26 protein-coding genes are annotated in these 23,208 nt (G+C 55.7%); 19 read left to right on the top strand and 7 right to left on the bottom strand.

Translation table 11 applies throughout. The features are described from left to right. Nucleotides 1-44: 44 nt before the first annotated feature. Nucleotides 45-464, bottom strand: coding sequence for a thioredoxin TrxC (gene trxC, locus C6A40_RS11625; protein WP_025912842.1), 420 nt, complete (start codon nucleotides 462-464; stop codon nucleotides 45-47). Between the two features lie 204 nt (nucleotides 465-668). Between trxC and C6A40_RS11615 the strand changes: the two genes are divergently transcribed. Next, the gene (locus C6A40_RS11615) at nucleotides 669-1,769 is read left to right on the top strand and encodes a tRNA/rRNA methyltransferase (protein WP_008502192.1); all 1,101 of its coding nucleotides are present in this window, start codon (nucleotides 669-671) and stop codon (nucleotides 1,767-1,769) included. A gap of 40 nt (nucleotides 1,770-1,809) precedes the next feature. Here the strand turns inward: C6A40_RS11615 and ung are convergent, their stop codons facing one another. Next, complete coding sequence (gene ung / locus C6A40_RS11610; RefSeq protein WP_023294333.1) at nucleotides 1,810-2,499, bottom strand: uracil-DNA glycosylase; 690 nt, start codon at nucleotides 2,497-2,499, stop codon at nucleotides 1,810-1,812. 313 nt (nucleotides 2,500-2,812) lie between these two features. Here ung and grcA point away from each other — a divergent pair, with 313 nt between their 5' ends. Beyond that, nucleotides 2,813-3,196 carry an autonomous glycyl radical cofactor GrcA gene (gene grcA, locus C6A40_RS11605; protein WP_008502190.1) on the top strand — a complete coding sequence of 128 codons (384 nt, stop codon included), beginning with the start codon at nucleotides 2,813-2,815 and terminating at the stop codon, nucleotides 3,194-3,196. 52 nt (nucleotides 3,197-3,248) lie between these two features. Here the strand turns inward: grcA and srmB are convergent, their stop codons facing one another. Beyond that, nucleotides 3,249-4,577: an ATP-dependent RNA helicase SrmB gene (srmB, locus tag C6A40_RS11600; RefSeq protein ID WP_008502189.1), complete on the bottom strand. Its 1,329-nt coding sequence runs from the start codon at nucleotides 4,575-4,577 to the stop codon at nucleotides 3,249-3,251. A gap of 132 nt (nucleotides 4,578-4,709) precedes the next feature. Here srmB and trmN point away from each other — a divergent pair, with 132 nt between their 5' ends. Continuing rightward, nucleotides 4,710-5,447: a tRNA(1)(Val) (adenine(37)-N(6))-methyltransferase TrmN gene (gene trmN, locus C6A40_RS11595; protein ID WP_032675352.1), complete on the top strand. Its 738-nt coding sequence runs from the start codon at nucleotides 4,710-4,712 to the stop codon at nucleotides 5,445-5,447. Here the strand turns inward: trmN and nadB are convergent. After that, a complete protein-coding gene (gene nadB / locus C6A40_RS11590; RefSeq protein ID WP_045335348.1) occupies nucleotides 5,432-7,051 on the bottom strand; it encodes an L-aspartate oxidase in 1,620 nt (539 codons plus the stop codon). The genes trmN and nadB overlap by 16 nt on opposite strands. A 343-nt stretch (nucleotides 7,052-7,394) precedes the next feature. Here nadB and rseD point away from each other — a divergent pair, with 343 nt between their 5' ends. The 12 genes from rseD (at nucleotide 7,395) to acpS (ending at nucleotide 16,849) form a co-directional block, all read left to right on the top strand. Next, a complete protein-coding gene (gene rseD / locus C6A40_RS25605; RefSeq protein WP_223605340.1) occupies nucleotides 7,395-7,478 on the top strand; it encodes a rpoE leader peptide RseD in 84 nt (27 codons plus the stop codon). Continuing rightward, a complete protein-coding gene (rpoE, locus tag C6A40_RS11585) occupies nucleotides 7,475-8,050 on the top strand; it encodes an RNA polymerase sigma factor RpoE (protein WP_006176728.1) in 576 nt (191 codons plus the stop codon). The genes rseD and rpoE overlap by 4 nt, the downstream gene beginning before the upstream one ends. A 31-nt stretch (nucleotides 8,051-8,081) precedes the next feature. Further along, a complete protein-coding gene (gene rseA, locus C6A40_RS11580; RefSeq protein ID WP_008502186.1) occupies nucleotides 8,082-8,732 on the top strand; it encodes an anti-sigma-E factor RseA in 651 nt (216 codons plus the stop codon). Continuing rightward, entirely contained in the window at nucleotides 8,732-9,685 is a 954-nt protein-coding gene (rseB, locus tag C6A40_RS11575) for a sigma-E factor regulatory protein RseB (protein ID WP_008502185.1), read from the top strand. The genes rseA and rseB overlap by 1 nt, the downstream gene beginning before the upstream one ends. Continuing rightward, nucleotides 9,682-10,158, top strand: a complete 477-nt coding sequence (rseC, locus tag C6A40_RS11570) for a SoxR-reducing system protein RseC (RefSeq protein WP_008502184.1) — start codon at nucleotides 9,682-9,684, stop codon at nucleotides 10,156-10,158. Before rseB ends, rseC begins: the two co-directional genes overlap by 4 nt. 184 nt (nucleotides 10,159-10,342) lie before the next feature. After that, on the top strand, nucleotides 10,343-12,142 hold the full coding sequence (gene lepA, locus C6A40_RS11565; RefSeq protein WP_008502183.1) for a translation elongation factor 4: 1,800 nt from the start codon (nucleotides 10,343-10,345) through the stop codon (nucleotides 12,140-12,142). Nucleotides 12,143-12,157: 15 nt separating this feature from the next. Further along, on the top strand, nucleotides 12,158-13,132 hold the full coding sequence (gene lepB, locus C6A40_RS11560) for a signal peptidase I (protein WP_045335346.1): 975 nt from the start codon (nucleotides 12,158-12,160) through the stop codon (nucleotides 13,130-13,132). A gap of 222 nt (nucleotides 13,133-13,354) precedes the next feature. After that, nucleotides 13,355-14,035: a ribonuclease III gene (gene rnc / locus C6A40_RS11550; protein WP_003860711.1), complete on the top strand. Its 681-nt coding sequence runs from the start codon at nucleotides 13,355-13,357 to the stop codon at nucleotides 14,033-14,035. After that, nucleotides 14,032-14,937, top strand: a complete 906-nt coding sequence (gene era / locus C6A40_RS11545) for a GTPase Era (protein ID WP_008502181.1) — start codon at nucleotides 14,032-14,034, stop codon at nucleotides 14,935-14,937. The genes rnc and era overlap by 4 nt, the downstream gene beginning before the upstream one ends. A 17-nt stretch (nucleotides 14,938-14,954) precedes the next feature. After that, nucleotides 14,955-15,662, top strand: coding sequence for a DNA repair protein RecO (gene recO / locus C6A40_RS11540; RefSeq protein ID WP_008502180.1), 708 nt, complete (start codon nucleotides 14,955-14,957; stop codon nucleotides 15,660-15,662). A gap of 75 nt (nucleotides 15,663-15,737) precedes the next feature. Next, nucleotides 15,738-16,469, top strand: coding sequence for a pyridoxine 5'-phosphate synthase (gene pdxJ, locus C6A40_RS11535; protein ID WP_045335345.1), 732 nt, complete (start codon nucleotides 15,738-15,740; stop codon nucleotides 16,467-16,469). Beyond that, nucleotides 16,469-16,849 carry a holo-ACP synthase gene (gene acpS, locus C6A40_RS11530; RefSeq protein ID WP_008502178.1) on the top strand — a complete coding sequence of 127 codons (381 nt, stop codon included), beginning with the start codon at nucleotides 16,469-16,471 and terminating at the stop codon, nucleotides 16,847-16,849. The genes pdxJ and acpS overlap by 1 nt, the downstream gene beginning before the upstream one ends. Here acpS and C6A40_RS11525 read toward each other — a convergent pair. Together C6A40_RS11525 and C6A40_RS11520 are read right to left on the bottom strand one after the other, a co-directional pair. Next, on the bottom strand, nucleotides 16,846-17,106 hold the full coding sequence (locus C6A40_RS11525; protein WP_008502177.1) for a YfhL family 4Fe-4S dicluster ferredoxin: 261 nt from the start codon (nucleotides 17,104-17,106) through the stop codon (nucleotides 16,846-16,848). The two genes, acpS and C6A40_RS11525, sit on opposite strands and share 4 nt — an antisense overlap. Before the next feature lie 46 nt (nucleotides 17,107-17,152). Continuing rightward, a complete protein-coding gene (locus C6A40_RS11520; RefSeq protein WP_008502176.1) occupies nucleotides 17,153-18,001 on the bottom strand; it encodes a MurR/RpiR family transcriptional regulator in 849 nt (282 codons plus the stop codon). Between the two features lie 117 nt (nucleotides 18,002-18,118). Here C6A40_RS11520 and murQ point away from each other — a divergent pair, with 117 nt between their 5' ends. The 4 genes from murQ to tadA are packed head-to-tail and all read left to right on the top strand — an operon-like array spanning nucleotide 18,119 to nucleotide 21,588. After that, nucleotides 18,119-19,012, top strand: a complete 894-nt coding sequence (murQ, locus tag C6A40_RS11515; protein ID WP_008502175.1) for an N-acetylmuramic acid 6-phosphate etherase — start codon at nucleotides 18,119-18,121, stop codon at nucleotides 19,010-19,012. 11 nt (nucleotides 19,013-19,023) lie between these two features. After that, entirely contained in the window at nucleotides 19,024-20,385 is a 1,362-nt protein-coding gene (locus C6A40_RS11510; RefSeq protein WP_045335344.1) for a PTS transporter subunit EIIC, read from the top strand. A 3-nt stretch (nucleotides 20,386-20,388) separates the two neighbouring features. Beyond that, complete coding sequence (yfhb, locus tag C6A40_RS11505; RefSeq protein WP_021241877.1) at nucleotides 20,389-21,024, top strand: phosphatidylglycerophosphatase C; 636 nt, start codon at nucleotides 20,389-20,391, stop codon at nucleotides 21,022-21,024. Between the two features lie 24 nt (nucleotides 21,025-21,048). Beyond that, nucleotides 21,049-21,588, top strand: a complete 540-nt coding sequence (tadA, locus tag C6A40_RS11500) for a tRNA adenosine(34) deaminase TadA (RefSeq protein WP_045335343.1) — start codon at nucleotides 21,049-21,051, stop codon at nucleotides 21,586-21,588. Here the strand turns inward: tadA and mltF are convergent. Continuing rightward, complete coding sequence (mltF, locus tag C6A40_RS11495) at nucleotides 21,476-23,026, bottom strand: membrane-bound lytic murein transglycosylase MltF (RefSeq protein ID WP_045335342.1); 1,551 nt, start codon at nucleotides 23,024-23,026, stop codon at nucleotides 21,476-21,478. The genes tadA and mltF overlap by 113 nt on opposite strands. Nucleotides 23,027-23,208: the final 182 nt, after the last annotated feature.

Genomic DNA, 23,208 nt, shown 5'->3' with positions numbered 1-23,208 from the left:
TTTCGCAGAGGTGGGAACGGGGCACAAGATGTGCCCCGTGAATGTTACAGCGACTCGTTTAACCAGCTGTCAAAAGGTGCTTTAGGCACCGCACCGTTGAGCATGTCGACCACTTCACCCTTTTTGAAAATCATAATCGTCGGGATGCTGCGAATGCGAAAACGGGCGCTCAGTTCAGGTTCAGCTTCAGTATTGACCTTAACGAAACGTATTTTCCCGCTGCGTTCTTCGGCCACGTCTTCGAAGATCGGCGCGAAGCTACGGCACGGGCCGCACCAGGGCGCCCAGAAATCCACTACGACAGGCAGATCGTCCTTGAGGAGTTTGTCCAGCGTAGCACCCGTCGCGTTAATGACATCGCCATCAAACAATTCATGGCCACAACGTCCGCATTTCGCACCATCTTCAATCCGATCGTCCGGAATGCGGTTAAGAGACTGACAGTTGGCACATACGGTATTCATAACTAACCTCTGATAGAGCCGTGGGACAGCGGCAAGACGCCGATAATGTTTCTAATATGTTACATATTATCAATGAGCCTGTTTGAAACAACAATGCGTTTTATTCAATGAGAACAATAGTCACAGGCTTTTGTACGAAATTATGGCTATGCGCTGGCACATCGGGTAATCTGCGCGCTTCGCGCAGCGCTGGTGGAGAAAAGCATGAACGACGAAATGAAAAACAAAAGCGGCAAGGTCAAAGTGATGTATGTCCGCAGTGATGATGACTCTGATAAACGCACCCAAAATCCGCGTACCGGAAAAGGTGGCGGGCGTCCGGCGTCTTCTCGTGCAGACGGTGGCCGTCGCCCCGCCCGCGATGACAGAAACAACCGCGGTGATGACCGCAAACGTGATGACCGCAAGCGTGACGATCGCAAACGCGATGACCGTCCGCGGGATGACTTCTCACGTGATAACGCCTCCCCGTGGCGCACCGTTTCTCGTGCACCTGGCGACGAAACGCCAGAAAAGGCCGATCACGGCGGTATCAGCGGTAAAAGCTTTATCGACCCGGAAGTGCTGCGCCGTCAGCGTGCGGAAGAGACCCGCGTGTATGGCGAGAACGCCTGCCAGGCGCTGTTCCAGAGCCGTCCTGAATGTATCGTCCGCGCCTGGTTTATTCAGAGCGTAACCCCGCGCTTTAAAGAAGCGCTGCGCTGGATGGCGGCAAACCGCAAAGCCTACCACGTGGTTGATGATGCCGAGCTGACCAAAGCATCCGGTACCGAACACCACGGCGGCGTCTGCTTCCTGATCAAAAAACGTAACGGAACGACCGTTCAGCAGTGGGTCAGTCAGGCGGATGCCGATGACTGCGTGCTGGCGCTGGAAGATGTGGGCAACCCGCATAACCTGGGCGCAATGATGCGTAGCTGCGCGCACTTTGGCGTGAAAGGCGTTCTGCTGCAGGATGCCGCGCTGCTGGAATCCGGCGCTGCGATCCGTACTGCGGAAGGCGGAGCCGAGCACGTACAGCCGATCACCGGCGATAGCGTGCTGGATGCCCTTGAGCAGTTCCGTAAAGCGGGTTATTCCATCGTGACTACCTCGAGCCATGCCGGTACGCCGCTGTTTAAAGCGACGCTGCCACGCAAGATGGTGCTGGTGCTGGGTCAGGAACGCGATGGTCTGTCTGATGCGGCGCTCTCCAGTGCGGATCTGAGCGTCTCAATTGATGGGACAGGCAATGTGGAAAGTCTGAACGTATCCGTTGCAACCGGCGTACTGCTGGCCGAATGGTGGCGTCAGAATAAGGCATAAGCCTCTTCATGTGCCGGGCCTGACCCGGCACATTCAAATACTACTCGCTCTCAGCCGGTAACACAGGCATCCAGTCAATTGGCGTTTCGCCACGTTTTTCCAGCCATTCGTTCGCCAGAACAAAATGATTACTGCCGAAGAAACCGCGATGTGCAGACAGCGGTGACGGGTGCGGCGCTTTCAACACGTGATGACGCTGGCGGTCAATAATCGCCCCTTTCTTCTGCGCATGCGATCCCCAGAGTAAAAACACGACCCCTTCACGGTGTTCGTTGATCAGGCTGATGACTTTATCGGTGAACGTCTCCCAGCCCAGGCTGGCATGCGAGTGCGCCTGGCCGGCCCGCACGGTGAGTACCGTGTTCAATAACAGCACGCCCTGGCGCGCCCAGCTTTCCAGGTAGCCGTGGTTTGGTCGGGTAAACCCGGGCACGGTTCCTTCAAGCTCTTTATACATATTGAGCAGAGAAGGGGGGATCGCCACGCCCGGACGTACGGAAAACGCCAGCCCATGCGCCTGGCCCGGACCGTGATAGGGATCCTGGCCCAGAATGACCACTTTCACATCGCTCAGTTCGGTGTAGCGAAAGGCGTTGAACACATCTTTCTGCGGTGGGTAAATCGTCTGTCCGGACTGACGCTCAGCCGCAACGGTGTTGAGCGTATTGATAAAATAGGGCTGCTGCTTTTCTTCTGCCAGCACGTCATGCCAGGTTAAAGGTGTCGTCATCTCGCTCTCCTGCGAATCTCAATCTCTGACTAGCTTACCTGCTAAAGCCCGGTGAGCAAAATTCCACGCCGAAATGTGCGCTAAGTAGCTAAATTTATGTTGAAAATGTGCAGGATAAATTGAATTGGTAAGGTCGTAAAATTGATCTAAAGCAATAAACTCAAACCACACTCTTTATGTGGTTGGTGTTTTTGTTGATTTAAATCAATAAATCACCGAGGTGTGAATGATATATATACACACAAGAAACAATGGTTTTACCAATTGGCCGCGAGAGGCCGACATCAGTTAATGTAGCCTAGGGAGGCAACACATGATTACAGGTATCCAGATTACTAAAGCTGCAAATGACGATCTGCTCAACTCTTTCTGGCTGCTGGACAGCGAGAAAAACGAAGCGCGCTGTGTCGTCGCGAAAGCGGGTTTTGCTGAAGATGAAATCGTGCCGGTGAGCAAACTGGGCGAAATCGAATACCGTGAAATTCCAATGGAAGTAAAACCGGAAGTGCGCGTGGAAGGTGGTCAGCACCTGAACGTAAACGTACTGCGTCGCGAAACGCTGATGGACGCGGTTGAGCACCCAGAAAAATACCCGCAGCTGACCATTCGCGTGTCTGGTTATGCGGTACGCTTCAACTCTCTGACCCCAGAACAGCAGCGCGACGTTATCGCGCGTACCTTTACTGAAAGCCTGTAAGGCTTCAGCTACGGGGGTGAATAAAAAAGCCGGGGATTGTCCCCGGCTTTTTTTACTCTTCCGTTTTTGTCTCTGATGCGGCAGAGCTTGGCTTACGGCGTTTACCAATATTTTTGGTATCGCGGTGACGCTGCTTCACGCGCGGTTTCTCTTTTTCTTTCTCTTTTCTCTCAGCACGTTTCGCAAGCGCTTTCTTGGACGGTTTACCCGTCATTTTTTCACTCGGCGCACGTGTGGTTGGGCGCAAGCCATCAATAACCCGCGCTTTCAGCGGCTCATCAACATAGCGGCCAATTTTCTGCAGCAGCAGGTAGTCATGCGCTTCGACCAGTGAAATCGCAATACCTTTGCGGCCCGCGCGGCCGGTACGGCCAATACGGTGCAGATAGGTATCGCCGCTGCGCGGCATATCGAAGTTAATGACGTGGCTGACGTCCGGAATGTCGATCCCGCGAGCGGCCACGTCTGTGGCAACCAGCACGTTAACGCGACCGTCGGTCAGGCGCTTAATGCCTTCGGTACGCTTGATCTGCGCCATCTCGCCTTCGAGATAGCAGTTGTTGATCCCGGCATTACGCAGCATTTCTGCCAGCTCGTGCACGCGCTCGCGCTTACGCACAAACACGATTGTGCGCAGCGCATCTTCCTGCTTCAGCAGGTGTTTGAGCAATTCGACCTTGTGCTCAAGGTTGTCCGCGCGGTAGTACCACTGGTGGATCTTCTTACGCTCACGGGTGGACGGCGTCGCCGACACTTCTACCGGATCTTCCAGCAGACGCTCAGCGAAGTCTTTAATCGCTTCCCCTTCAAGGGTGGCAGAGAACAGCATCGTCTGGTTACGCCAGCGCGTTTCACCCGCAATATGCTCGATATCCTGTGCGAAGCCCATGTCCAGCATGCGGTCGGCTTCGTCGAGGATCAGCGTTTCAACCGCGCGGCAGTCGAAGTTCTCTTCTTTTATGTACTGCAGCAGGCGGCCTGTCGTCGCAACGACGATGTCCTGGTTTTCGCTGAACACTTCGGCGTGGTTCATATACGCAACGCCGCCGGTGATGGTGGCGATATCCAGATGGGTATTTGCCGCGAGTTCACGCGCGTGATCGGCCACCTGCATGGCCAGTTCGCGCGTCGGCGTCAGGATTAAAATACGCGGCGGGCCAGATTTTTTGCGTGGGAAGTCGAGCAGATGCTGCAACACAGGCAACAAATAGGCTGCAGTCTTCCCCGTACCGGTTGGCGCAGAACCGAGCACATCGCGGCCCTCAAGCGCAGGCGGAATGGCCGCTGCCTGAATGGCGGTCGGGCGTGTGAAGCCTTTGCTCTCAAGTGCATTGAGCAGGCTTTCATCGAGTTCAAGTTCGGAAAAAGTCGTTACAGTCATGTTCTACCTCTGTGTGGGGCGCTGATTATAGACGTTACGGCTGTAATCTTCATCTGTTTGTATGGATATCGCTTTTCGGCCACTTCGCTTTCCCCTATGCTACTCCAGTTTCACTTAGAAGGTTGCCCCGACATGTCTCAACTCAAAGCGCAGCTGCGCCGCGATGGTTTTACGTTTAAACAATTTTTTGTCGCTCACGATCGCTGTGCCATGAAGGTCGGTACAGACGGTATTTTACTGGGAGCGTGGGCGCCTGTCGCAGGGGTTAAGCGTATTCTTGATATCGGTACCGGCAGCGGGCTGGTGGCATTGATGCTGGCGCAGCGCACGGAAGAGCATGTCACCATTGATGCCGTCGAACTGGACGCGCAGGCGGCAGAGCAGGCGAGTGACAATATGGCCGAATCGCCCTGGGCAGCCCGCATGAAAGTGGAATGTGCGGATGTGCTCGCCTGGGCGCCTGAACAAACCGCGCGTTACGATTTAATCGTCAGCAACCCTCCCTACTACGAGCCCGGCGTTGAGTGCGGGACACCCGAGCGCGAACAGGCGCGTTATACCCGTTCCCTCGATCATAAAGCGCTGCTCACCAGCGCGGCCGAGCTTATCTCCGAAGAGGGTTTTTTCTGCGTGGTCCTGCCTGAGAGTACGGGCAACACGTTCATCGGTATCGCGCAGGAGATCGGCTGGACGTTGCGTCTGCGTACCGACATTTCGGATACCGAAGGCCGACTGCCGCACCGCGTGCTGCTGGCGCTCTCGCCGAAAGAGGGGGAATGCTTTAACGATCGAATGGTGATCCGTGGGCCAGACCAGCGTTATTCCGAAGATTACACTGCCCTGACCCAGGCGTTTTATCTGTTTATGTAAAGCTGCGGGGCGAGGATCGACGGGCCGGATTCAGCAAGCTGATCCGGGTAGTCCAGGGTATAGTGCAACCCCCGGCTCTCTTTACGCATCATCGCGCAGCGAACGATTAGCTCGGCAACCTGCACCAGGTTGCGCAGCTCCAGCAGATTATTCGATACGCGAAAATTGGCATAATACTCGTCAATTTCCTGCTGCAGCATAGTGATGCGGCGCAACGCGCGTTCAAGACGTTTCGTGGTGCGCACAATCCCGACGTAATCCCACATAAACAACCGTAGCTCATGCCAGTTGTGCTGGATCACGACCAGCTCGTCCGGATTTTCCACGCGGCTTTCATCCCAGGCAGACAGGCGCTCTGTTTCGCGGGCGTAGGGCATGCGTTTCGTGATGTCTTCTGCGGCCGACCAGCCGTAGACCAGGCACTCCAGCAGCGAGTTAGAGGCCATACGGTTCGCGCCGTGAAGTCCGGTATAACTGACCTCACCAATAGCATAAAGACCATCCACATCGGTACGCCCATGATCGTCAACCATCACCCCACCGCAGGTGTAGTGGGCGGCTGGCACAATGGGTACCGGATCGCGGGTTAAATCGATGCCAAGGTTGAGCAGTTTTTCGTAAATCATCGGGAAGTGCTGACGAATAAACTCTGCTGGCTTGTGGCTGATATCAAGATACATGCAGTCCACGCCAAGACGCTTCATTTCATGGTCGATGGCGCGGGCAACGATATCGCGCGGGGCCAGTTCGCCACGGGCGTCAAAGTCCGGCATAAAGCGGGTGCCGTCAGGGCGTTTCAGATAGGCGCCTTCGCCGCGCAGGGCTTCCGTCAGCAGGAAGTTGCGCGCCTGAGGATGGAACAGGGCGGTTGGGTGAAACTGATTGAACTCAAGATTCGCCACCCGGCAGCCAGCGCGCCAGGCCATCGCGATACCGTCTCCGGAGGCAATGTCCGGGTTCGTGGTGTACTGATACACTTTAGAGGCGCCGCCCGTGGCCAGCACCACAGCCTTCGCCTGGCAGGTTTCCACCTTCTCTTTATTGCGGTTCCACACCCAGGCGCCCACCACACGACGCGTGCCCGGCAGGCCAATCTTGTCGGAGATAATCAGATCAACGGCGTTACTTCGTTCAAGCACCCGAATATTAGGATGGCTCAGCGCCTTGCCGACCAGCGTGGTCTCCACTTCTTTTCCGGTGGCATCCGCTGCGTGCAGGATGCGGCGGTGGCTATGGCCGCCTTCGCGCGTCAGGTGATAGCTCTCTTCACCGTTGGGTTGAACCTGCGTATCGAATAAGACGCCCTGGTCGATGAGCCACTGCACGCAATGGCGGGCATTGCTGGCAACAAACTCTGCGGCGTGCGCATCCACGATCCCGGCCCCGGCAATCAGCGTATCGTCGACGTGGGAGGCAATGCTGTCTGTCTCATCAAACACGGCGGCAATCCCGCCCTGGGCATAAAACGTGGAACCCTCGCTTATCGGCCCTTTACTCAGAACGATAACGTTTTGATGCTCGGCCAGGCGTAGCGCCAGAGAGAGACCGGCAGCGCCGCTGCCGATGATCAGTACATCACAATGGAGTTCAGGTGTTGTGTTCATGATTGTTGTTTAATTTACTAAACAGTGTTGGCTCAGAATAGCACCTGAATGCGATTTATCGCACGTTTTTTTTAACGGGTGTTGCAATGGCTAAACGCGTAAGCGGAGGTAAACGGAGGGTAAATGAGTGAAATTATTTTGCGAAGCAGATCGTTAGCGTCAGATTTTGTGATGAAATAAAGACTGGGTTGCGTTACTCTTCTGGCGGGAAAAAGATGTTTCTTGTCAGAAAGTGGTGCGTATCGTGAACAGACTTATAATGAGAGAAAATGAACAGTCTGCGGCGCGATGAACAAAAACAAAGGCGTTACGGAACTTATTGAAGATCAGACACTCTAATTCGGTGCTTGCTCAAAGTGCGGTATTTTTAGAGTGGCGTTTCGATAACGCGTGGAATTTAGGTTTGGGGAGACATTACCTCGGATGAGCGAGCAGTTAACGGACCAGGTCCTGGTTGAACGGGTCCAGAAGGGAGATCAGAAAGCCTTTAACTTACTGGTGGTGCGCTACCAGCATAAGGTGGCGAGCCTGGTTTCCCGCTATGTACCGTCAGGCGATGTGCCTGATGTGGTGCAAGAGTCTTTTATTAAGGCCTATCGCGCGCTGGATTCGTTCCGGGGAGATAGTGCTTTTTATACCTGGCTGTACCGTATTGCGGTCAATACGGCAAAGAATTATCTGGTCGCTCAGGGCCGTCGTCCGCCTTCTAGTGATGTGGACGCAATCGACGCCGAAAACTTCGAAAGTGGCGGCGCATTGAAAGAAATTTCGAACCCTGAGAACTTAATGTTGTCAGAAGAACTGAGACAAATCGTTTTTCGCACGATCGAGTCGCTCCCGGAAGATTTACGCATGGCAATTACGTTACGGGAGCTGGATGGTCTGAGCTATGAAGAGATAGCCGCTATCATGGATTGTCCGGTCGGCACGGTACGTTCACGAATTTTCCGTGCGCGAGAAGCTATTGATAATAAAGTTCAACCGCTTATCAGGCGTTGACGATAGCGGGATACTGGAAAAGGTATTAGGCATGCAGAAAGAAAAACTTTCCGCTTTAATGGATGGTGAAACGGTGGATAGTGAGCTGCTCAACGAGCTGTCTCATTCTCCCGAAATGCAAGAGACCTGGGAGAGTTACCATCTCATCCGTGACACCCTTCGCGGTGACACCGGCGAGGTTCTCCATTTCGATATCTCAGCCCGCGTCATGGCGGCGATTGAGAATGAGCCTGTTCATCAGACCACTCCGCTGATTCCTGAAGCTCAACCCGCACCTCACCAGTGGCAGAAAATGCCATTCTGGCAAAAAGTGCGTCCATGGGCCAGCCAGCTTACCCAAATGGGTGTGGCTGCATGCGTATCGCTTGCAGTTATCGTTGGCGTCCAGCACTATAATACTCAGTCTGAAACTAATCAGCAGCCAGAAGCGCCAGTGTTTAACACGCTGCCGATGATGGGCAAAGCCAGCCCGGTAAGCCTGGGCGTACCGGCTGATGCTTCCGCCAGCGGCGGCCAGCAACAGCAGGTTCAGGAGCAGCGCCGTCGCATTAATGCGATGTTGCAGGATTACGAGTTGCAGCGTCGTCTGCACTCTGAACAGCTTCAGTTTGAGCAGGCGCAGACACAGCAAGCTGCTGTGCAGGTGCCCGGAAACCAAACTTTAGGAACGCAATCGCAGTAATGAAGCAACTTTGGTTCGCCATGTCTCTGATGGCGGGTAGCCTGTTCTTCTCTGCCAACGCCTCGGCTGATGTATCATCCGGGGCGTTGTTGCAGCAAATGAATCTGGCCAGCCAGTCACTCAATTACGAGTTGGCATTTATCAGCATCAATAAGCAGGGCGTCGAGTCGTTACGCTATCGCCATGCCCGTCTTGATAATCAGCCGCTCGCCCAGCTTTTACAGATGGATGGCCCGCGTCGGGAAGTTGTCCAGCGTGGTAACGAAATCAGCTATTTCGAACCCGGCCTGGAGCCTTTCACGCTCAATGGCGACTATATCGTTGATTCCCTGCCGTCACTCATTTACACCGACTTCAAACGGCTTGCCCCTTACTACGATTTTATTTCGGTAGGGCGTACGCGTATTGCGGACAGACTGTGTGAGGTGATCCGCGTTGTCGCCCGGGATGGAACGCGCTACAGCTATATTGTCTGGATTGACGCGGAAACCAAACTCCCCATGCGTGTAGACCTGCTTGACCGTGACGGTGAAACGCTGGAACAGTTCCGCGTTATCTCCTTTAGCGTGAACAACCAGGTTGGCAACAGCATGCAGAATCTGGCTAAGGCCAGCCTGCCGCCGCTGCTTTCCGTTCCGGCAGGCGATTCCGTTAATTTCAACTGGGTACCTGCCTGGATCCCGCAAGGATTTAGCGAAGTGTCCAGCAGCCGTCGCCAGCTGCCAACGATTGAAACGCCGGTGGAATCACGCCTCTATTCCGATGGTTTGTTCAGCTTCTCGGTGAATATCAATCGCGCAACGGCAAACAGCACTGAACAAATTCTGCGTACCGGGCGCCGTACGGTGAGCACAACGGTACGCGATAATGCAGAGATCACCATTGTGGGGGAACTTCCTCCGCAAACGGCGAAGCGCATCTCCGACAGCATTAAATTCAGGGCCGCACAATGATCAAAGAATGGGCGACGGTAGTCTCGTGGCAAAACGGCATCGCGCTGGTGAGCTGCGATGTAAAAGCCTCATGCAATAGCTGCGCATCCCGAGCCGGTTGCGGCAGCCGCGTGCTGAATAAGCTCGGGCCGCAAACCTCGCACACGATTTCTGTGCCGAGCGAACAGCCGCTGATGGCCGGGCAGAAGGTTGAACTCGGCATCGCGGAAGGCAGTCTGCTCAGTTCCGCCATGCTGGTCTATCTCTCTCCGCTGCTCGGGCTGTTTATCATGGGCGGCGTTTTCCAGATGCTGTTTGGCACCGACGGTGCCGCCATGTGCGGTGCCGCATTAGGTGGTCTGGGGGGATTCTGGCTTGCCAAAGGCCTCTCCCCGACGCTTGCCGCGCGCGAGGAGTGGCAGCCTGTCATTCTCAGCGTTGGGCTGGCGCCAGACCAGCTTCGCGTTGAGACGCTCTCTTCTGAGGCCCGGTGATTCATCGGGCTTTGTCATTTTTACGTCTTAAAACAGAAAACGTCCTTTCTTCACGCTATACCTGGCGCTAAGTCCATTTCCAGGTAGCGGAGATGTAGTGTAGAATGCTGCGTTTTCGCACTGAAAAACGTCAGGCTAAGAACAGCGGCCTCCAGGAATTCGTAAGGCATAATTATTTAACTATATGAAGAACATACGTAACTTTTCGATCATTGCTCACATTGACCACGGTAAGTCGACGCTGTCTGACCGTATTATCCAGATTTGCGGTGGCCTGTCTGATCGTGAAATGGAAGCCCAGGTTCTGGACTCCATGGACCTGGAACGCGAACGCGGTATCACCATCAAGGCGCAGAGCGTCACGCTGGATTACAAGGCGGCTGACGGCGAAACCTATCAGCTGAACTTTATCGACACCCCAGGCCACGTTGACTTCTCCTATGAGGTTTCACGCTCGCTCGCGGCCTGTGAAGGCGCGCTGCTGGTAGTCGATGCCGGGCAGGGCGTAGAAGCCCAGACATTGGCAAACTGCTACACCGCGATGGAAATGGATCTCGAAGTTGTGCCGGTTCTGAACAAGATTGACCTGCCAGCCGCCGATCCTGAGCGCGTCGCGGAAGAGATTGAAGATATTGTCGGTATTGACGCGACCGATGCCGTGCGCTGCTCTGCGAAAACCGGCGTCGGCGTGACCGACGTGCTGGAACGTCTGGTACGTGATATTCCGGCCCCGGAAGGCGATCCGGATGCCCCGCTGCAGGCGCTGATTATCGACTCCTGGTTCGATAACTATCTGGGCGTTGTCTCCCTGGTGCGTATTAAAAACGGCACCATGCGCAAAGGCGACAAAATCAAGGTTATGAGTACCGGACAGGTTTATAACGCCGACCGTCTGGGTATCTTCACGCCAAAACAGGTTGACCGTACCGAGCTGACATGCGGCGAGGTAGGCTGGCTGGTGTGCGCCATTAAAGACATCCTCGGTGCGCCGGTGGGCGATACCCTGACCGGTGCGCGTAATCCGGCAGAAAAAGCGCTGCCAGGCTTTAAAAAGGTGAAACCGCAGGTTTACGCGGGCCTGTTCCCGGTCAGCTCTGACGACTATGAAAACTTCCGTGATGCGCTTGGCAAACTGAGCCTGAACGATGCCTCCCTGTTCTACGAGCCAGAAAGCTCAACGGCGCTGGGCTTCGGCTTCCGCTGCGGCTTCCTCGGTCTGCTGCACATGGAGATCATTCAGGAACGTCTGGAGCGTGAATACGATCTGGACCTCATCACCACTGCGCCGACGGTAGTGTATGAAGTTGAAACCACCTCGAAAGAAGTGATCTACGTCGACAGCCCGTCCAAGCTGCCGCCGCTGAACAATATTCACGAGCTGCGTGAGCCTATTGCCGAATGTCATATGCTGCTGCCGCAGGAATTCCTCGGTAACGTCATTACGCTGTGTATTGAGAAGCGCGGCGTGCAGACCAACATGGTTTACCACGGTAACCAGGTCGCACTGACCTACGAAATCCCGATGGCGGAAGTGGTACTCGACTTCTTCGACCGTCTGAAGTCCACCTCCCGTGGCTATGCGTCACTGGATTACAACTTCAAACGCTTCCAGGCCTCCAACATGGTGCGTGTGGACGTGCTGATCAACGGCGAGCGTGTGGATGCGCTGGCGCTGATCACCCACAACGACAATGCGCCATACCGTGGCCGCGAGCTGGTTGAGAAGATGAAAGATCTGATCCCGCGTCAGCAGTTCGATATCGCGATTCAGGCGGCCATTGGCAACCACATTATCGCGCGTTCTACCGTGAAACAGCTGCGTAAAAACGTTCTGGCGAAGTGCTATGGCGGTGACGTCAGCCGTAAGAAAAAGCTGCTGCAGAAGCAGAAAGAAGGTAAGAAGCGTATGAAGCAGGTCGGTAACGTCGAGCTGCCGCAGGAAGCATTCCTTGCCATCCTTCATGTTGGTAAAGACGGCAAATAACCCTAAGGAGTTGGCATGGCGAACATGTTTGCCCTGATCCTGGTCATTGCTACCCTGGTGACAGGTCTGCTGTGGTGTCTGGATAAGTTTATCTTCGCCCCAAAACGTCGTGAACGTCAGGCTGCCGCACAGGCAGCCACTGGCGATGGTATTGACGCGAAAACCCTGAAGAAAGTCGGTCCGAAACCGGGCTGGCTGGAAACGGGCGCCTCGGTGTTTCCGGTGCTGGCGATTGTGCTGGTGGTACGTTCGTTTATTTACGAACCGTTCCAGATCCCATCAGGTTCAATGATGCCAACGCTGCTGATTGGTGATTTTATTCTGGTAGAGAAGTTTGCCTACGGCATTAAAGATCCGATCTACCAGAAAACGCTGATCGAGACCGGTCATCCGAAACGTGGCGACATCGTGGTGTTCAAATATCCGGAAGATCCGCGCCTGGACTACATCAAGCGCGCGGTAGGTCTGCCGGGTGACAAAGTGACTTACGATCCGGTTGCGAAAGAAGTCACCGTTCAGCCAGGCTGCAGCTCCGGTACTGCATGTGAAAACGCGCTGCCAATCACTTACTCAAACGTTGAGCCAAGTGATTTTGTGCAGACCTTTGCCCGTCACAACGGCGGCGAAGCGAGCAGCGGATTCTTCCAGGTACCGAAAGGCGAAACCAAAGAAAACGGTATTCGTCTGGTTGAGCGCAAAGAGACGCTGGGTGACGTGACGCACCGGATCCTCACCGTGCCAATCGCGCAGGATCAAGTGGGTATGTACTATCGTCAGCCGGGCCAGCAGCTGGCAAGCTGGATTGTACCGCCAGGCCATTACTTCATGATGGGTGACAACCGCGATAATTCTGCGGACAGCCGTTACTGGGGCTTTGTGCCGGAAGCGAATCTGGTCGGTAAAGCGACCGCAATCTGGATGAGTTTTGAGAAGCAGGAAGGCGAATGGCCGACCGGCGTACGCCTGAATCGTATTGGCGGAATCCATTAATTCTCACTAAATGAACGTGTAGCCGCTAATTAAAGCGGCTACACGAATTATTTCACCGATAAATCTCTTCGAACTAACGACATCCCCTGTCGTTGTGTATAGAATATTCCCCCGAAGTTTAAGGTTGGCCCTGCAAGGGTGCCACGGCACACGAAACCGCGTTGGTTTTCTCAGGTCGGTTTCGTGTGCTGCATTTTTGACGCATTCATTTATTGGTATCGCATGAACCCCATCGTAATTAATCGGCTTCAACGGAAGCTGGGCTACACTTTTCATCATCAGGAGTTGTTGCAACAGGCATTAACCCACCGCAGTGCCAGCAGCAAACATAATGAGCGTCTCGAGTTTTTAGGCGACTCTATTTTAAGTTTCGTGATTGCGAATGCGCTTTATCATCGTTTCCCGCGCGTGGATGAAGGTGATATGAGCCGCATGCGTGCCACGCTGGTTCGGGGAAATACCCTTGCGGAAATCGCGCGCGAATTTGAGCTGGGCGAATGTCTGCGTCTTGGGCCGGGTGAACTGAAAAGCGGCGGCTTCCGTCGTGAATCTATTCTTGCCGATACGGTCGAAGCATTAATTGGTGGTGTGTTCCTGGACAGCGATATCCAGACCGTCGAAAAGCTGATCCTGAACTGGTATCAGACCCGTCTGGACGAAATCAGCCCGGGCGATAAACAAAAAGATCCCAAAACGCGTCTGCAGGAATATTTGCAGGGCCGTCATCTGCCGCTGCCATCTTATCTGGTGGTGCAGGTTCGTGGCGAAGCGCACGATCAGGAATTTACCATCCATTGCCAGGTCAGTGGCCTGAGTGAACCGGTGGTGGGCACAGGTTCAAGCCGTCGTAAGGCTGAACAGGCTGCCGCCGAACAGGCGTTAAAAATGCTGGAGCTGGAATGAGCGAAGAAAAGACTTATTGCGGATTTATTGCCATCGTCGGACGTCCGAACGTCGGCAAATCCACCCTGTTGAATAATCTGCTTGGGCAGAAGATTTCTATCACCTCGCGTAAGGCACAGACCACGCGTCACCGCATCGTCGGTATCCATACTGAAGGCGCGTATCAGGCGATCTACGTCGATACACCGGGCCTGCACATGGAAGAGAAGCGTGCCATCAACCGTCTGATGAACAAGGCGGCGAGCAGCTCGATTGGCGACGTGGAGCTGGTGATTTTCGTTGTGGAAGGCACCCGCTGGACGCCGGACGACGAGATGGTGCTGAACAAGCTGCGCGACGGCAAAACGCCGGTCATCCTCGCCGTCAACAAAGTTGACAACGTGCAGGAAAAGGCCGATCTGCTGCCGCATCTGCAGTGGCTCGGTAGCCAGATGAACTTCCTCGACATCGTTCCGCTGTCTGCGGAGACGGGTCTGAACGTGGATACTATCGCGGGCATCGTGCGCAAACATCTGCCGGAAGCGATTCATCACTTCCCGGAAGAGTACATCACCGATCGCTCTCAGCGCTTTATGGCGTCTGAAATCATCCGTGAAAAGCTGATGCGTTTCCTGGGCGCTGAGCTGCCGTACTCTGTGACGGTGGAGATCGAGCGTTTCCAGAGCAACGAGCGTGGCGGCTACGACATCAACGGCCTGATCCTCGTTGAGCGTGAAGGGCAGAAGAAGATGGTGATCGGCAATAAAGGCGCCAAGATCAAAACCATCGGCATCGAAGCCCGAAAGGACATGCAGGAGATGTTCGAAGCGCCGGTTCACCTTGAACTGTGGGTGAAAGTGAAATCTGGCTGGGCCGATGATGAGCGTGCTCTGCGCAGCCTCGGTTACGGCGAAGACCAGTAACACAAGACGACGAGCATATGGATGGATGGCAGCGCGCCTTTGTCCTGCATAGTCGTCCCTGGAGCGAAACCAGCCTGATGCTGGACGTCTTCACGGAAGAGTCGGGCCGCGTGCGCCTGGTTGCAAAAGGCGCACGTTCCAAACGTTCTAACCTGAAAGGTGCCTTACAGCCTTTCACGCCACTGCTGGTACGTTTTGGTGGGCGAGGGGAAGTTAAAACCCTGCGCAGCGCCGAAGCCGTCTCCCTGGCGCTTCCTCTCTCCGGCATCACGCTCTATAGCGGTCTGTATGTCAACGAACTCATCTCACGCGTTCTTGAACATGAGACCCGCTTCTCTGAACTTTTCTTTGATTATCTGCACTGTATCCAGGCGCTGGCTGGCGCAACCGGTACGCCCGAGCCTGCGCTGCGGCGTTTTGAGCTGGCGCTGTTGGGCCATCTTGGGTACGGGGTTGATTTTCTGCACTGTGCGGGCAGCGGTGACGAAGTGGAAGACACCATGACCTACCGCTACCGTGAAGAAAAAGGCTTCATTGCCAGCGTCGTGATCGACAACAGCACCTTTACCGGGCGTCAGCTCAGGGCGCTTTATGAGCGCGAGTTTCCCGATCAGGATACCCTGCGCGCAGCAAAACGCTTTACCCGGATTGCCCTCAAGCCGTATCTTGGCGGCAAGCCCTTAAAGAGCCGGGAATTATTCAGGCAGTTTGTGCCGAAACGTTAACGTTTTTCCCCCTCACCCCAGCCCTCTCCCGGAGGGAGAGGGGGAGGGAAATGAACCAAAATACCGAGGATTGTCATGGCTGAATTACTGTTAGGCGTCAACATCGATCACATCGCCACGCTGCGTAATGCGCGCGGCACGGCGTATCCCGATCCGGTTCAGGCGGCGTTTATCGCTGAACAGGCTGGCGCCGACGGCATTACCGTTCACCTGCGTGAAGACCGTCGCCACATCACTGACCGCGACGTTCGCATTCTGCGTCAGACGCTGGACACCCGTATGAATCTGGAGATGGCAGTCACCGAAGAGATGCTGGCGATTGCCTGTGAGACCCAGCCGCACTTCTGCTGCCTGGTGCCGGAAAAACGCCAGGAAGTCACGACCGAAGGCGGTCTGGACGTGGCCGGCCAGCTCGACAAAATGCACGATGCCTGCAAGCGCCTGGCTGATGCCGGTATCCTGGTTTCGCTGTTTATTGACGCCGATTTCACCCAGATTAAAGCGGCAGCCGACGTGGGCGCGCCGTATATCGAAATTCACACCGGCTGCTATGCCGATGCTAAAAACGATGCCGAGCAGGCGAAAGAGCTGGAGCGTATTGCTAAGGCGGCCACCTACGCGGCGAGCCTGGGTCTGAAGGTCAATGCCGGTCACGGCCTGACCTACCATAACGTGAAGGCCATTGCCGCCATCCCGGAAATGCACGAGCTGAACATCGGTCACGCGATCGTTGGGCGCGCGGTGATGAGCGGCCTGAAAGAGGCGGTCGCAGAAATGAAACGCCTGATGCTGGAAGCGCGTCAGTAATGGCCATTCTGGGCTTAGGCACCGATATCGTGGAAATAGCCCGCATTGAAGCGGTGATCGCCCGCAGCGGCGATCGCCTCGCAAGGCGCGTGCTGAGCGATAACGAATGGGCCATCTGGGAAGCGCATCAGCAGCCGGTGCGTTTTCTGGCGAAGCGTTTTGCGGTAAAAGAGGCGGCCGCCAAAGCCTTCGGGACCGGCATTCGTAACGGTCTGGCGTTCAACCAGTTTGAAGTGTTTAACGATGAGCTGGGTAAGCCAAGCCTGCGTTTATGGGGCGAGGCGCAAAAGCTGGCAGAGAAGCTCGGCGTGAATCACGTCCACGTGACGATCGCGGATGAGCGTCACTATGCCAGCGCAACGGTGATCATCGAAAGTTAAAGTTTGTCCGCGTGGTGCATCAGGACAAACTTATCCCACAGCTGCTCTTCGCTCTCGACGTGTGCCGGATCCTTCAGGATGGTATTGGGGATCGGGCACACTTTCTGACAGGTCGGCGTCTCATAGTGGCCGATGCATTCGGTGCAGCGGTCGCTGTTAATCTCATAAATGCTGTCGCCCATCGAAATGGCCTGGTTCGGGCATTCGGGCTCGCACATATCGCAATTAATGCATTTTTTGGTAATTAACAGCGCCATCAGGAAATTCTCAGAAACAACACAAACTGGGCGGGCATTATACGCGTCAAACCAGTTTCTTTACCAGTTCTTCGCTGTGGCGAATGCGCTCGGGCGCACGCTCCAGATCCTGCTGCACCAGTGCCATAAACAGCAGGTCCGTCAGCATCATTTGTGCGCTGGTGGACGAGATAGCCGCGCTGCGCGTGGCCTGTTCCTCGGCAATGGTATATAAACAGCGCGTGGCCCGCTGCTGTAGGGCATTCGGCGTAAAACCGGTGATCGCCAGAATTTTACCGCCGACGCGCAGGACTTCGTCGGTGGCCATGTTGATCTCACGGCGCTCGCCGGAATAGGAGATCGCCAGCAGCAGATCGTCAGGATCCATCGCCTGTACGGTCGCCAGTAGGGCGTGCATATCCTGCTCGACGATGGCGTTAAGGCCAATTTTTGTCAGCTTCCAGCCAAAGTTACGCGCCACAAGTCCGGACGCGCCGATGCCGGTCAGAACGATCCGCCGCGCGCCGCGCAGCATCGCCACGCTCTCCAGCAGCTTCTCTTCCGTATTCACATCGAGCGTCGCATGCATGGCCGCCACGTTCTCTTTGATCAGCTTTTCGCCGACCAGCCGCATCGGATCGTCTCCGCGGATCTGATTATGCACCGGCATGGACTGCGGGTTAGGATTACTGACCAGCGCTTCACTGATCGCCAGCTTGAGGGCAGGGAATCCCTTAAAGCCAATCTTCTGCGCAAATTTCACCACGCTGGACTGGCTCACCCCGGCTTCACTCGCCAGCTGCTGCGAGCTGAGATGGCGCGCGCGATCGGGTTGAGAAAGCAGAAAATCCGCCAGCTTCTTGTCGCTTTGGGCAAAGCCTGCGTAGCGCTGGCGAATGCGAATTAAACAGTTCATACGGTCTCCTGGCGAAAATGTGATTATCTGCGCAAATACGGATTTTGCTCGCCTGAATGAATTTTATATTCCATTATAGTGTGATTATTATGAATTAAAAATTCTTGAGGAACAAAAATGAATCTTGGCTCACTTGTTTCTGAAACACGTAACCCGCAAACCATGGATCTGGATGCGCTCTCCACCCTGGAGCTGGTTAACCGCTTTAATCAACAGGATACGCTGGTCGCGCAGGCAGTGAAAGAGACATTACCAGAGGTGGCGAAAGCGGTCGATGCGGCTGCGGAAGCCCTCAAGGCCGGTGGACGCATTATTTACATGGGGGCGGGGACCAGCGGGCGTTTAGGGGTCCTGGACGCGTCAGAATGTCCGCCAACCTTTGGGGTCCCGCATGGTCTGGTAGTTGGGCTGATCGCCGGTGGCCCCGGTGCGCTGTTGAAAGCCGTTGAAGGGGCGGAAGACAACAAACAGCTGGGCGAGGATGACCTGAAGGATCTTAATCTGACCGCGAAGGATCTGGTGGTCGGGCTGGCGGCATCCGGGCGCACGCCGTACGTGATTGGCGGGCTGGAATACGCCAACCAGACCGGCTGTACGACGGTCGCCATCTCCTGCAACCCTGGCTCACCGATTGCGCAGGTGGCCACAATTGCTATCTCGCCAGTTGTCGGGCCGGAAGCGCTCACCGGCTCCACGCGCCTGAAATCCGGGACCGCGCAAAAGCTGGTGCTCAATATGATCTCCACCGGCGCGATGGTGAAGTTCGGCAAGGTGTATCAGAACCTGATGGTGGATATGCAGGCCACCAACGTCAAGCTGGTGGACAGAGCCTGCCGCATGGTGATGGAGGCGACGGGCGCAGGACGTGAAGAGGCGGAAGCGGTACTCAAACAGACCGATCACGATGTTAAACCGGCCATTTTGATGATCTTAAGCGGGCTGGATGCGGCGGCCGCAAGAGCCAAACTCGATGCGCATAACGGTTTCTTACGGGCGGCATTAGAACACTAACAGAGGCGTGTATGGACAAAACAGCAGCGCTCGCCAGCGGTATCCTGCGGGGGATTGGTGGGGAACAAAATATTCAGCGTCTCGAAAACTGCATGACGCGCGTGCGCGTCGAGGTGCATGACGACGACCAGCTTGACGTGCCGGGTCTGAAGCAGCTTTCCGGCGTCAGCGGCTACGTGAAACAGGGGCAGCAGCACCAGCTGATCGTCGGCCCAGGGAAAGCGGCGCAGGTTGTCGATGCCATGCGCGCGCTGATGGGCGTGAGTGCGAGCGTATCGATTGACGATGCTGAGCGCACCAAAGCCCAGGCAAAGGCGAAATACAAAGCCCCCATGAGCGATGCGCTGCGACAGCTGGCCAACGTCTTTATTCCGCTGATCCCGGCGTTTATTGCCTCAGGCCTGATCACCGGGATCATTAATATCCTCAAGCGGCCGGATATTGTGGGGGATTTCGCCACGCAGTATCCGAACCTGCTGGGGATTCTCGGGATCTTCGGCAGCGCGGTGTTCGCCATCATGAACATTCTGGTCGGGGTGAATACCGCGAAGGTGTTTGGCGGATCGCTGGCGATGGGCGGGGTGATGGCGGGCATCTTGTCCAGCCCGCAGCTGGCGCAGATTACGCTGTTTGGTGAGGCGCTTCAGCCGGGCCGCGGCGGGGTGATCGCGGTGCTGCTGGTGGTCATCCTGATGTGCTGGATCGAGAAACGGCTGCGCGCGGTTCTGCCAGGCTCCATCGAGCTGATTCTCAACCCGCTGCTGACCACGCTGATTACCGGTAGCGTAGCGATTGTCGCCCTCCAGCCGTTAGGCGGGTGGATCTCTGAGGCCATCGCCCACGGTGCGTCGCTGGCGATTGACCGCGGCGGCCTGTTAGTGGGCGCGGTGCTGTCGGGTACTTTCCTGCCGCTGGTGCTGACCGGCCTGCATCAGGGGCTGGTACCGATCCACGTCGAGCTGGTGCAGGCGCACGGCTATAACGCGCTGCTGCCTATCCTGTCGATGGCGGGTGTAGGGCAGGTCGGTGCGGCAATTGCGGTACTGATGAAAACCCGCAACGCGCGTCTGAAAAAAATGATTAAAGGCGCACTCCCGGTCGGACTGCTCGGCATTGGCGAGCCGCTGATTTTCGGTGTTACGCTGCCGCTGGGTAAACCGTTCCTCGCGGCCTGTCTGGGCGGCGCGGTAGGCGGGGCGCTGATCAGCTACTGGAAAGTTGCCACCGTCATCACCTTTGGTCTCTCGGGGTTACCGCTGGCATTAACCATCGTGACCGGAAAAGTGGTGCTCTATCTGTTAGGCTATTTAGTAGCGGTGATCGCCGGGTTCCTGTTTACCTGGCTGTTAGGTTTCAACGACCCAGAGGAGTAAGGTTTGGCAAATCACGGGCGTCGCGTTGTCTTTTTCGACCTGGATGGCACGCTGCATCAGCAGGATATGTTTGGTACGTTTATGCGTTACCTGCTGCGGCGTCAGCCTCTGAATGCGCTGCTCGTGCTACCGCTCTTACCTGTTATCGGGATCGCGCTGCTGGTGAAAGGCCGTGCGGCGCGATGGCCGATGAGCCTGCTGCTGTGGGGATGTACGTTTGGGCACAGCGAAGCGCGGCTTAAACAGCTCGAGCAGGATTTTGCGCAGTGGTTCCGCGGCCACGTTGCCGCATTCCCGGTGGTGCAGGCGCGCCTGACCGGCTATCTCGACGCGAACGATGCCGACATCTGGCTGATTACCGGCTCCCCGCAGACGCTGGTGGAGCAGGTCTACTTTGATACCCCCTGGCTTCCGCGCGTAAATCTTATCGCCACGCAAATTGCCCGCGGTTACGGCGGTTGGGTGCTGACGATGCGCTGCCTGGGGCATGAAAAAGTGGTCCAGCTGGAAAAACGTATCGGCACGCCACTGCGCCTGTACAGCGGCTACAGCGACAGCAAGCAGGACAACCCGCTGCTCTATTTTTGCCAGCACCGCTGGCGCGTCACGCCATCAGGTGAACTTCAGCAACTCGAATAGTCTTATCCATAAGGGGTGTGTATAATGCCGCCCGCTTTTCGACTGGAGTATCAACCGTTGTCCAACCCTGAATTCTCGCATGAATACTGGATGCGCCACGCGCTAACGCTCGCTCAGCGTGCCTGGGACGAGGGCGAAGTGCCCGTGGGCGCCGTGCTGGTCCATAATAACCAGGTGATTGGTGAAGGGTGGAACCGTCCCATTGGCCGCCACGATCCGACGGCGCACGCCGAAATCATGGCGCTTCGTCAGGGCGGTCTGGTGCTGCAAAACTATCGCCTGCTTGATACCACGCTGTATGTGACGCTGGAGCCGTGCGTGATGTGCTCCGGGGCGATGGTACACAGCCGGATCGGGACTCTGGTCTTCGGTGCGCGGGATGAAAAAACCGGTGCGGCCGGTTCGCTGATGGACGTGCTGGGTCACCCGGGGATGAACCACCAGGTGAAGACTATCGGCGGGGTGCTTGCACCAGAGTGTTCGGGGCTATTAAGCGATTTCTTTCGAATGCGCCGTCAGCAGAAAAAGCAGCAAAAGGCAGAATTGAAGCCGATGGACGGTTAAGCTCGTCCGGCGCCACGACAGGGTAGCTTTGGGCCAGCCGTTTGGCCTCTGTCGCCTCTTTCTCTTTCTCCAGCAGATAACCGACCAGGCTAATCTGATATTTACGGATATTTTCCACGTAGGCGTAGGCTTCATGCCCGCGCGCGTAGCCGTACGTCAGCTTGTTATACCATGGCTTCTGGCTCAGCAGCGGCAGCCGCTGCTTTACGTCTGACCAGCTGTCCGGGTTGCCTTTCGTTTTGGCCGTCAGCGCTCGCGCATCCAGCATATGCGCATAGCCCATATTGTAGGCCGCCAGCGCGAACCAGATCCGCTCCTCTTCCGGCACCGTTTCCGGGACTTTGGCCATCATATCCTGCAGGTAGCGCGCGCCGCCGCTGATGCTCTGTTCCGCATCGGTACGGTCATTGACGCCCAGGCTCAGCGCGGTATTTTTGGTTAACATCATCAAACCACGTACGCCAGTCGGAGACGTGGCCTGGGTATCCCAGTGGGATTCCTGATAAGAAATAGCCGCCAGCAGTTTCCAGTCAATTTCCTGGGCGTATTTTTCGAACAGCGGCTGCAGGTCCGGCAGGACGCTGTCTACCGCACGCAGGAAGCTGCGGGTATCAACGTAGTCAAAGTCATCACCATGCCCGAGGTACTTCTCCTCCAGGCGCGCCAGCGTACCGTCTTCATTCATGGTGTTGAAGAAATCGAGCATCGCGGCAGAGAGGGTCTGATCGTCGTCGAGCTGAGTAAACCAGGTCACTGGCTGCTCGTCGGTGACGTCCAGCGCCACGGCGATTTCAGGATGCACCCGCTGGAACAGGCTGATCGCGACCGAATCGGCGATGGTGTAAGGGACTTTCTGATCTTTTACCTGCTCCAGCAGCTCCGTCGTGCCGAGTTTCGCATCCACCGTCCAGCTCAGGTCGGGATATTTCTTCTCCTTGAGCTCGCGCAGATCGTCAATCACCACGTGGCCGGGGGCAATCGTCAGCTGCCGATCGTTAATCGACGCCAGCGAGCGCGGGCGCAGGCTCCCGACGCGATAAACCAGCTGCTGCGAAACGGAGTAGTAGGTCGGGCCCGGCTGATAGTTTTTGCTGCGCTCACTGTTATACACCAGCCCGGCGGCCAGCATATCGGCATCGTCGTTATCGAGGTCGTCAAACAGCTGGTTGATATTCTGGCGGACGGTGATTTTCAGCTTTACGCCAAGGTAATCGGCGAACTGCTGTGCCAGTTCATAATCCAGTCCAATGATTTTGCCGTTGATGTCGCTGTAAATCAGCGGAGAGTTGAGGGTACTGACGCGCAATTCCCCCCGCTCCTGAATGGCGGCGATACGGTTTTCGGCTTTGCCGATCCAGGGGAGGGAAGGCCAGAGGGCCACTGCCAACAGCAACGTTACAATGCCGATGAGCAGATAATTAATCTTTAATTTTTTCAATTAGTTAATTCTCTGCGACGCCGGTTGCCTCAGTCTGCTGTAGCCATGTTAACAATAAGGTTTGCCATTGAATGAGCGGCATTTTGCGTAAACTTGCGCCACTTGGCAACCAATTAGAGAGACAGGTCACATCTATTGTTAAATCTCTTCGTCAATTTTATTTCGACGCAAACGGTTTCGTC

It is taken from the genome of Enterobacter sp. GER_MD16_1505_Eko_090 (assembly GCF_003331015.1).
GTDB lineage: Bacteria > Pseudomonadota > Gammaproteobacteria > Enterobacterales > Enterobacteriaceae > Enterobacter > Enterobacter roggenkampii.
This window is presented reverse-complemented; position numbering and strand designations above follow the sequence as displayed.

Excerpts from the sequence above, each read along its gene's own strand:
- nadB (WP_045335348.1), bottom strand. The coding sequence starts at position 7,051 with ATGAACACAACACCTGAACTCCATTGTGATGTACTGATCATCGGCAGC.
- recO (WP_008502180.1), top strand. The coding sequence starts at position 14,955 with ATGGATGGATGGCAGCGCGCCTTTGTCCTGCATAGTCGTCCCTGGAGC.
- trxC (WP_025912842.1), bottom strand. The coding sequence starts at position 464 with ATGAATACCGTATGTGCCAACTGTCAGTCTCTTAACCGCATTCCGGAC.
- rnc (WP_003860711.1), top strand. The coding sequence starts at position 13,355 with ATGAACCCCATCGTAATTAATCGGCTTCAACGGAAGCTGGGCTACACT.
- lepA (WP_008502183.1), top strand. The coding sequence starts at position 10,343 with ATGAAGAACATACGTAACTTTTCGATCATTGCTCACATTGACCACGGT.
- C6A40_RS11510 (WP_045335344.1), top strand. The coding sequence starts at position 19,024 with ATGGACAAAACAGCAGCGCTCGCCAGCGGTATCCTGCGGGGGATTGGT.
- rseB (WP_008502185.1), top strand. The coding sequence starts at position 8,732 with ATGAAGCAACTTTGGTTCGCCATGTCTCTGATGGCGGGTAGCCTGTTC.
- ung (WP_023294333.1), bottom strand. The coding sequence starts at position 2,499 with ATGACGACACCTTTAACCTGGCATGACGTGCTGGCAGAAGAAAAGCAG.
- C6A40_RS11520 (WP_008502176.1), bottom strand. The coding sequence starts at position 18,001 with ATGAACTGTTTAATTCGCATTCGCCAGCGCTACGCAGGCTTTGCCCAA.
- pdxJ (WP_045335345.1), top strand. The coding sequence starts at position 15,738 with ATGGCTGAATTACTGTTAGGCGTCAACATCGATCACATCGCCACGCTG.
- C6A40_RS11525 (WP_008502177.1), bottom strand. The coding sequence starts at position 17,106 with ATGGCGCTGTTAATTACCAAAAAATGCATTAATTGCGATATGTGCGAG.
- rpoE (WP_006176728.1), top strand. The coding sequence starts at position 7,475 with ATGAGCGAGCAGTTAACGGACCAGGTCCTGGTTGAACGGGTCCAGAAG.
- tadA (WP_045335343.1), top strand. The coding sequence starts at position 21,049 with ATGCCGCCCGCTTTTCGACTGGAGTATCAACCGTTGTCCAACCCTGAA.
- murQ (WP_008502175.1), top strand. The coding sequence starts at position 18,119 with ATGAATCTTGGCTCACTTGTTTCTGAAACACGTAACCCGCAAACCATG.
- era (WP_008502181.1), top strand. The coding sequence starts at position 14,032 with ATGAGCGAAGAAAAGACTTATTGCGGATTTATTGCCATCGTCGGACGT.
- C6A40_RS11615 (WP_008502192.1), top strand. The coding sequence starts at position 669 with ATGAACGACGAAATGAAAAACAAAAGCGGCAAGGTCAAAGTGATGTAT.
- grcA (WP_008502190.1), top strand. The coding sequence starts at position 2,813 with ATGATTACAGGTATCCAGATTACTAAAGCTGCAAATGACGATCTGCTC.
- rseC (WP_008502184.1), top strand. The coding sequence starts at position 9,682 with ATGATCAAAGAATGGGCGACGGTAGTCTCGTGGCAAAACGGCATCGCG.
- rseA (WP_008502186.1), top strand. The coding sequence starts at position 8,082 with ATGCAGAAAGAAAAACTTTCCGCTTTAATGGATGGTGAAACGGTGGAT.
- acpS (WP_008502178.1), top strand. The coding sequence starts at position 16,469 with ATGGCCATTCTGGGCTTAGGCACCGATATCGTGGAAATAGCCCGCATT.
- trmN (WP_032675352.1), top strand. The coding sequence starts at position 4,710 with ATGTCTCAACTCAAAGCGCAGCTGCGCCGCGATGGTTTTACGTTTAAA.
- srmB (WP_008502189.1), bottom strand. The coding sequence starts at position 4,577 with ATGACTGTAACGACTTTTTCCGAACTTGAACTCGATGAAAGCCTGCTC.
- lepB (WP_045335346.1), top strand. The coding sequence starts at position 12,158 with ATGGCGAACATGTTTGCCCTGATCCTGGTCATTGCTACCCTGGTGACA.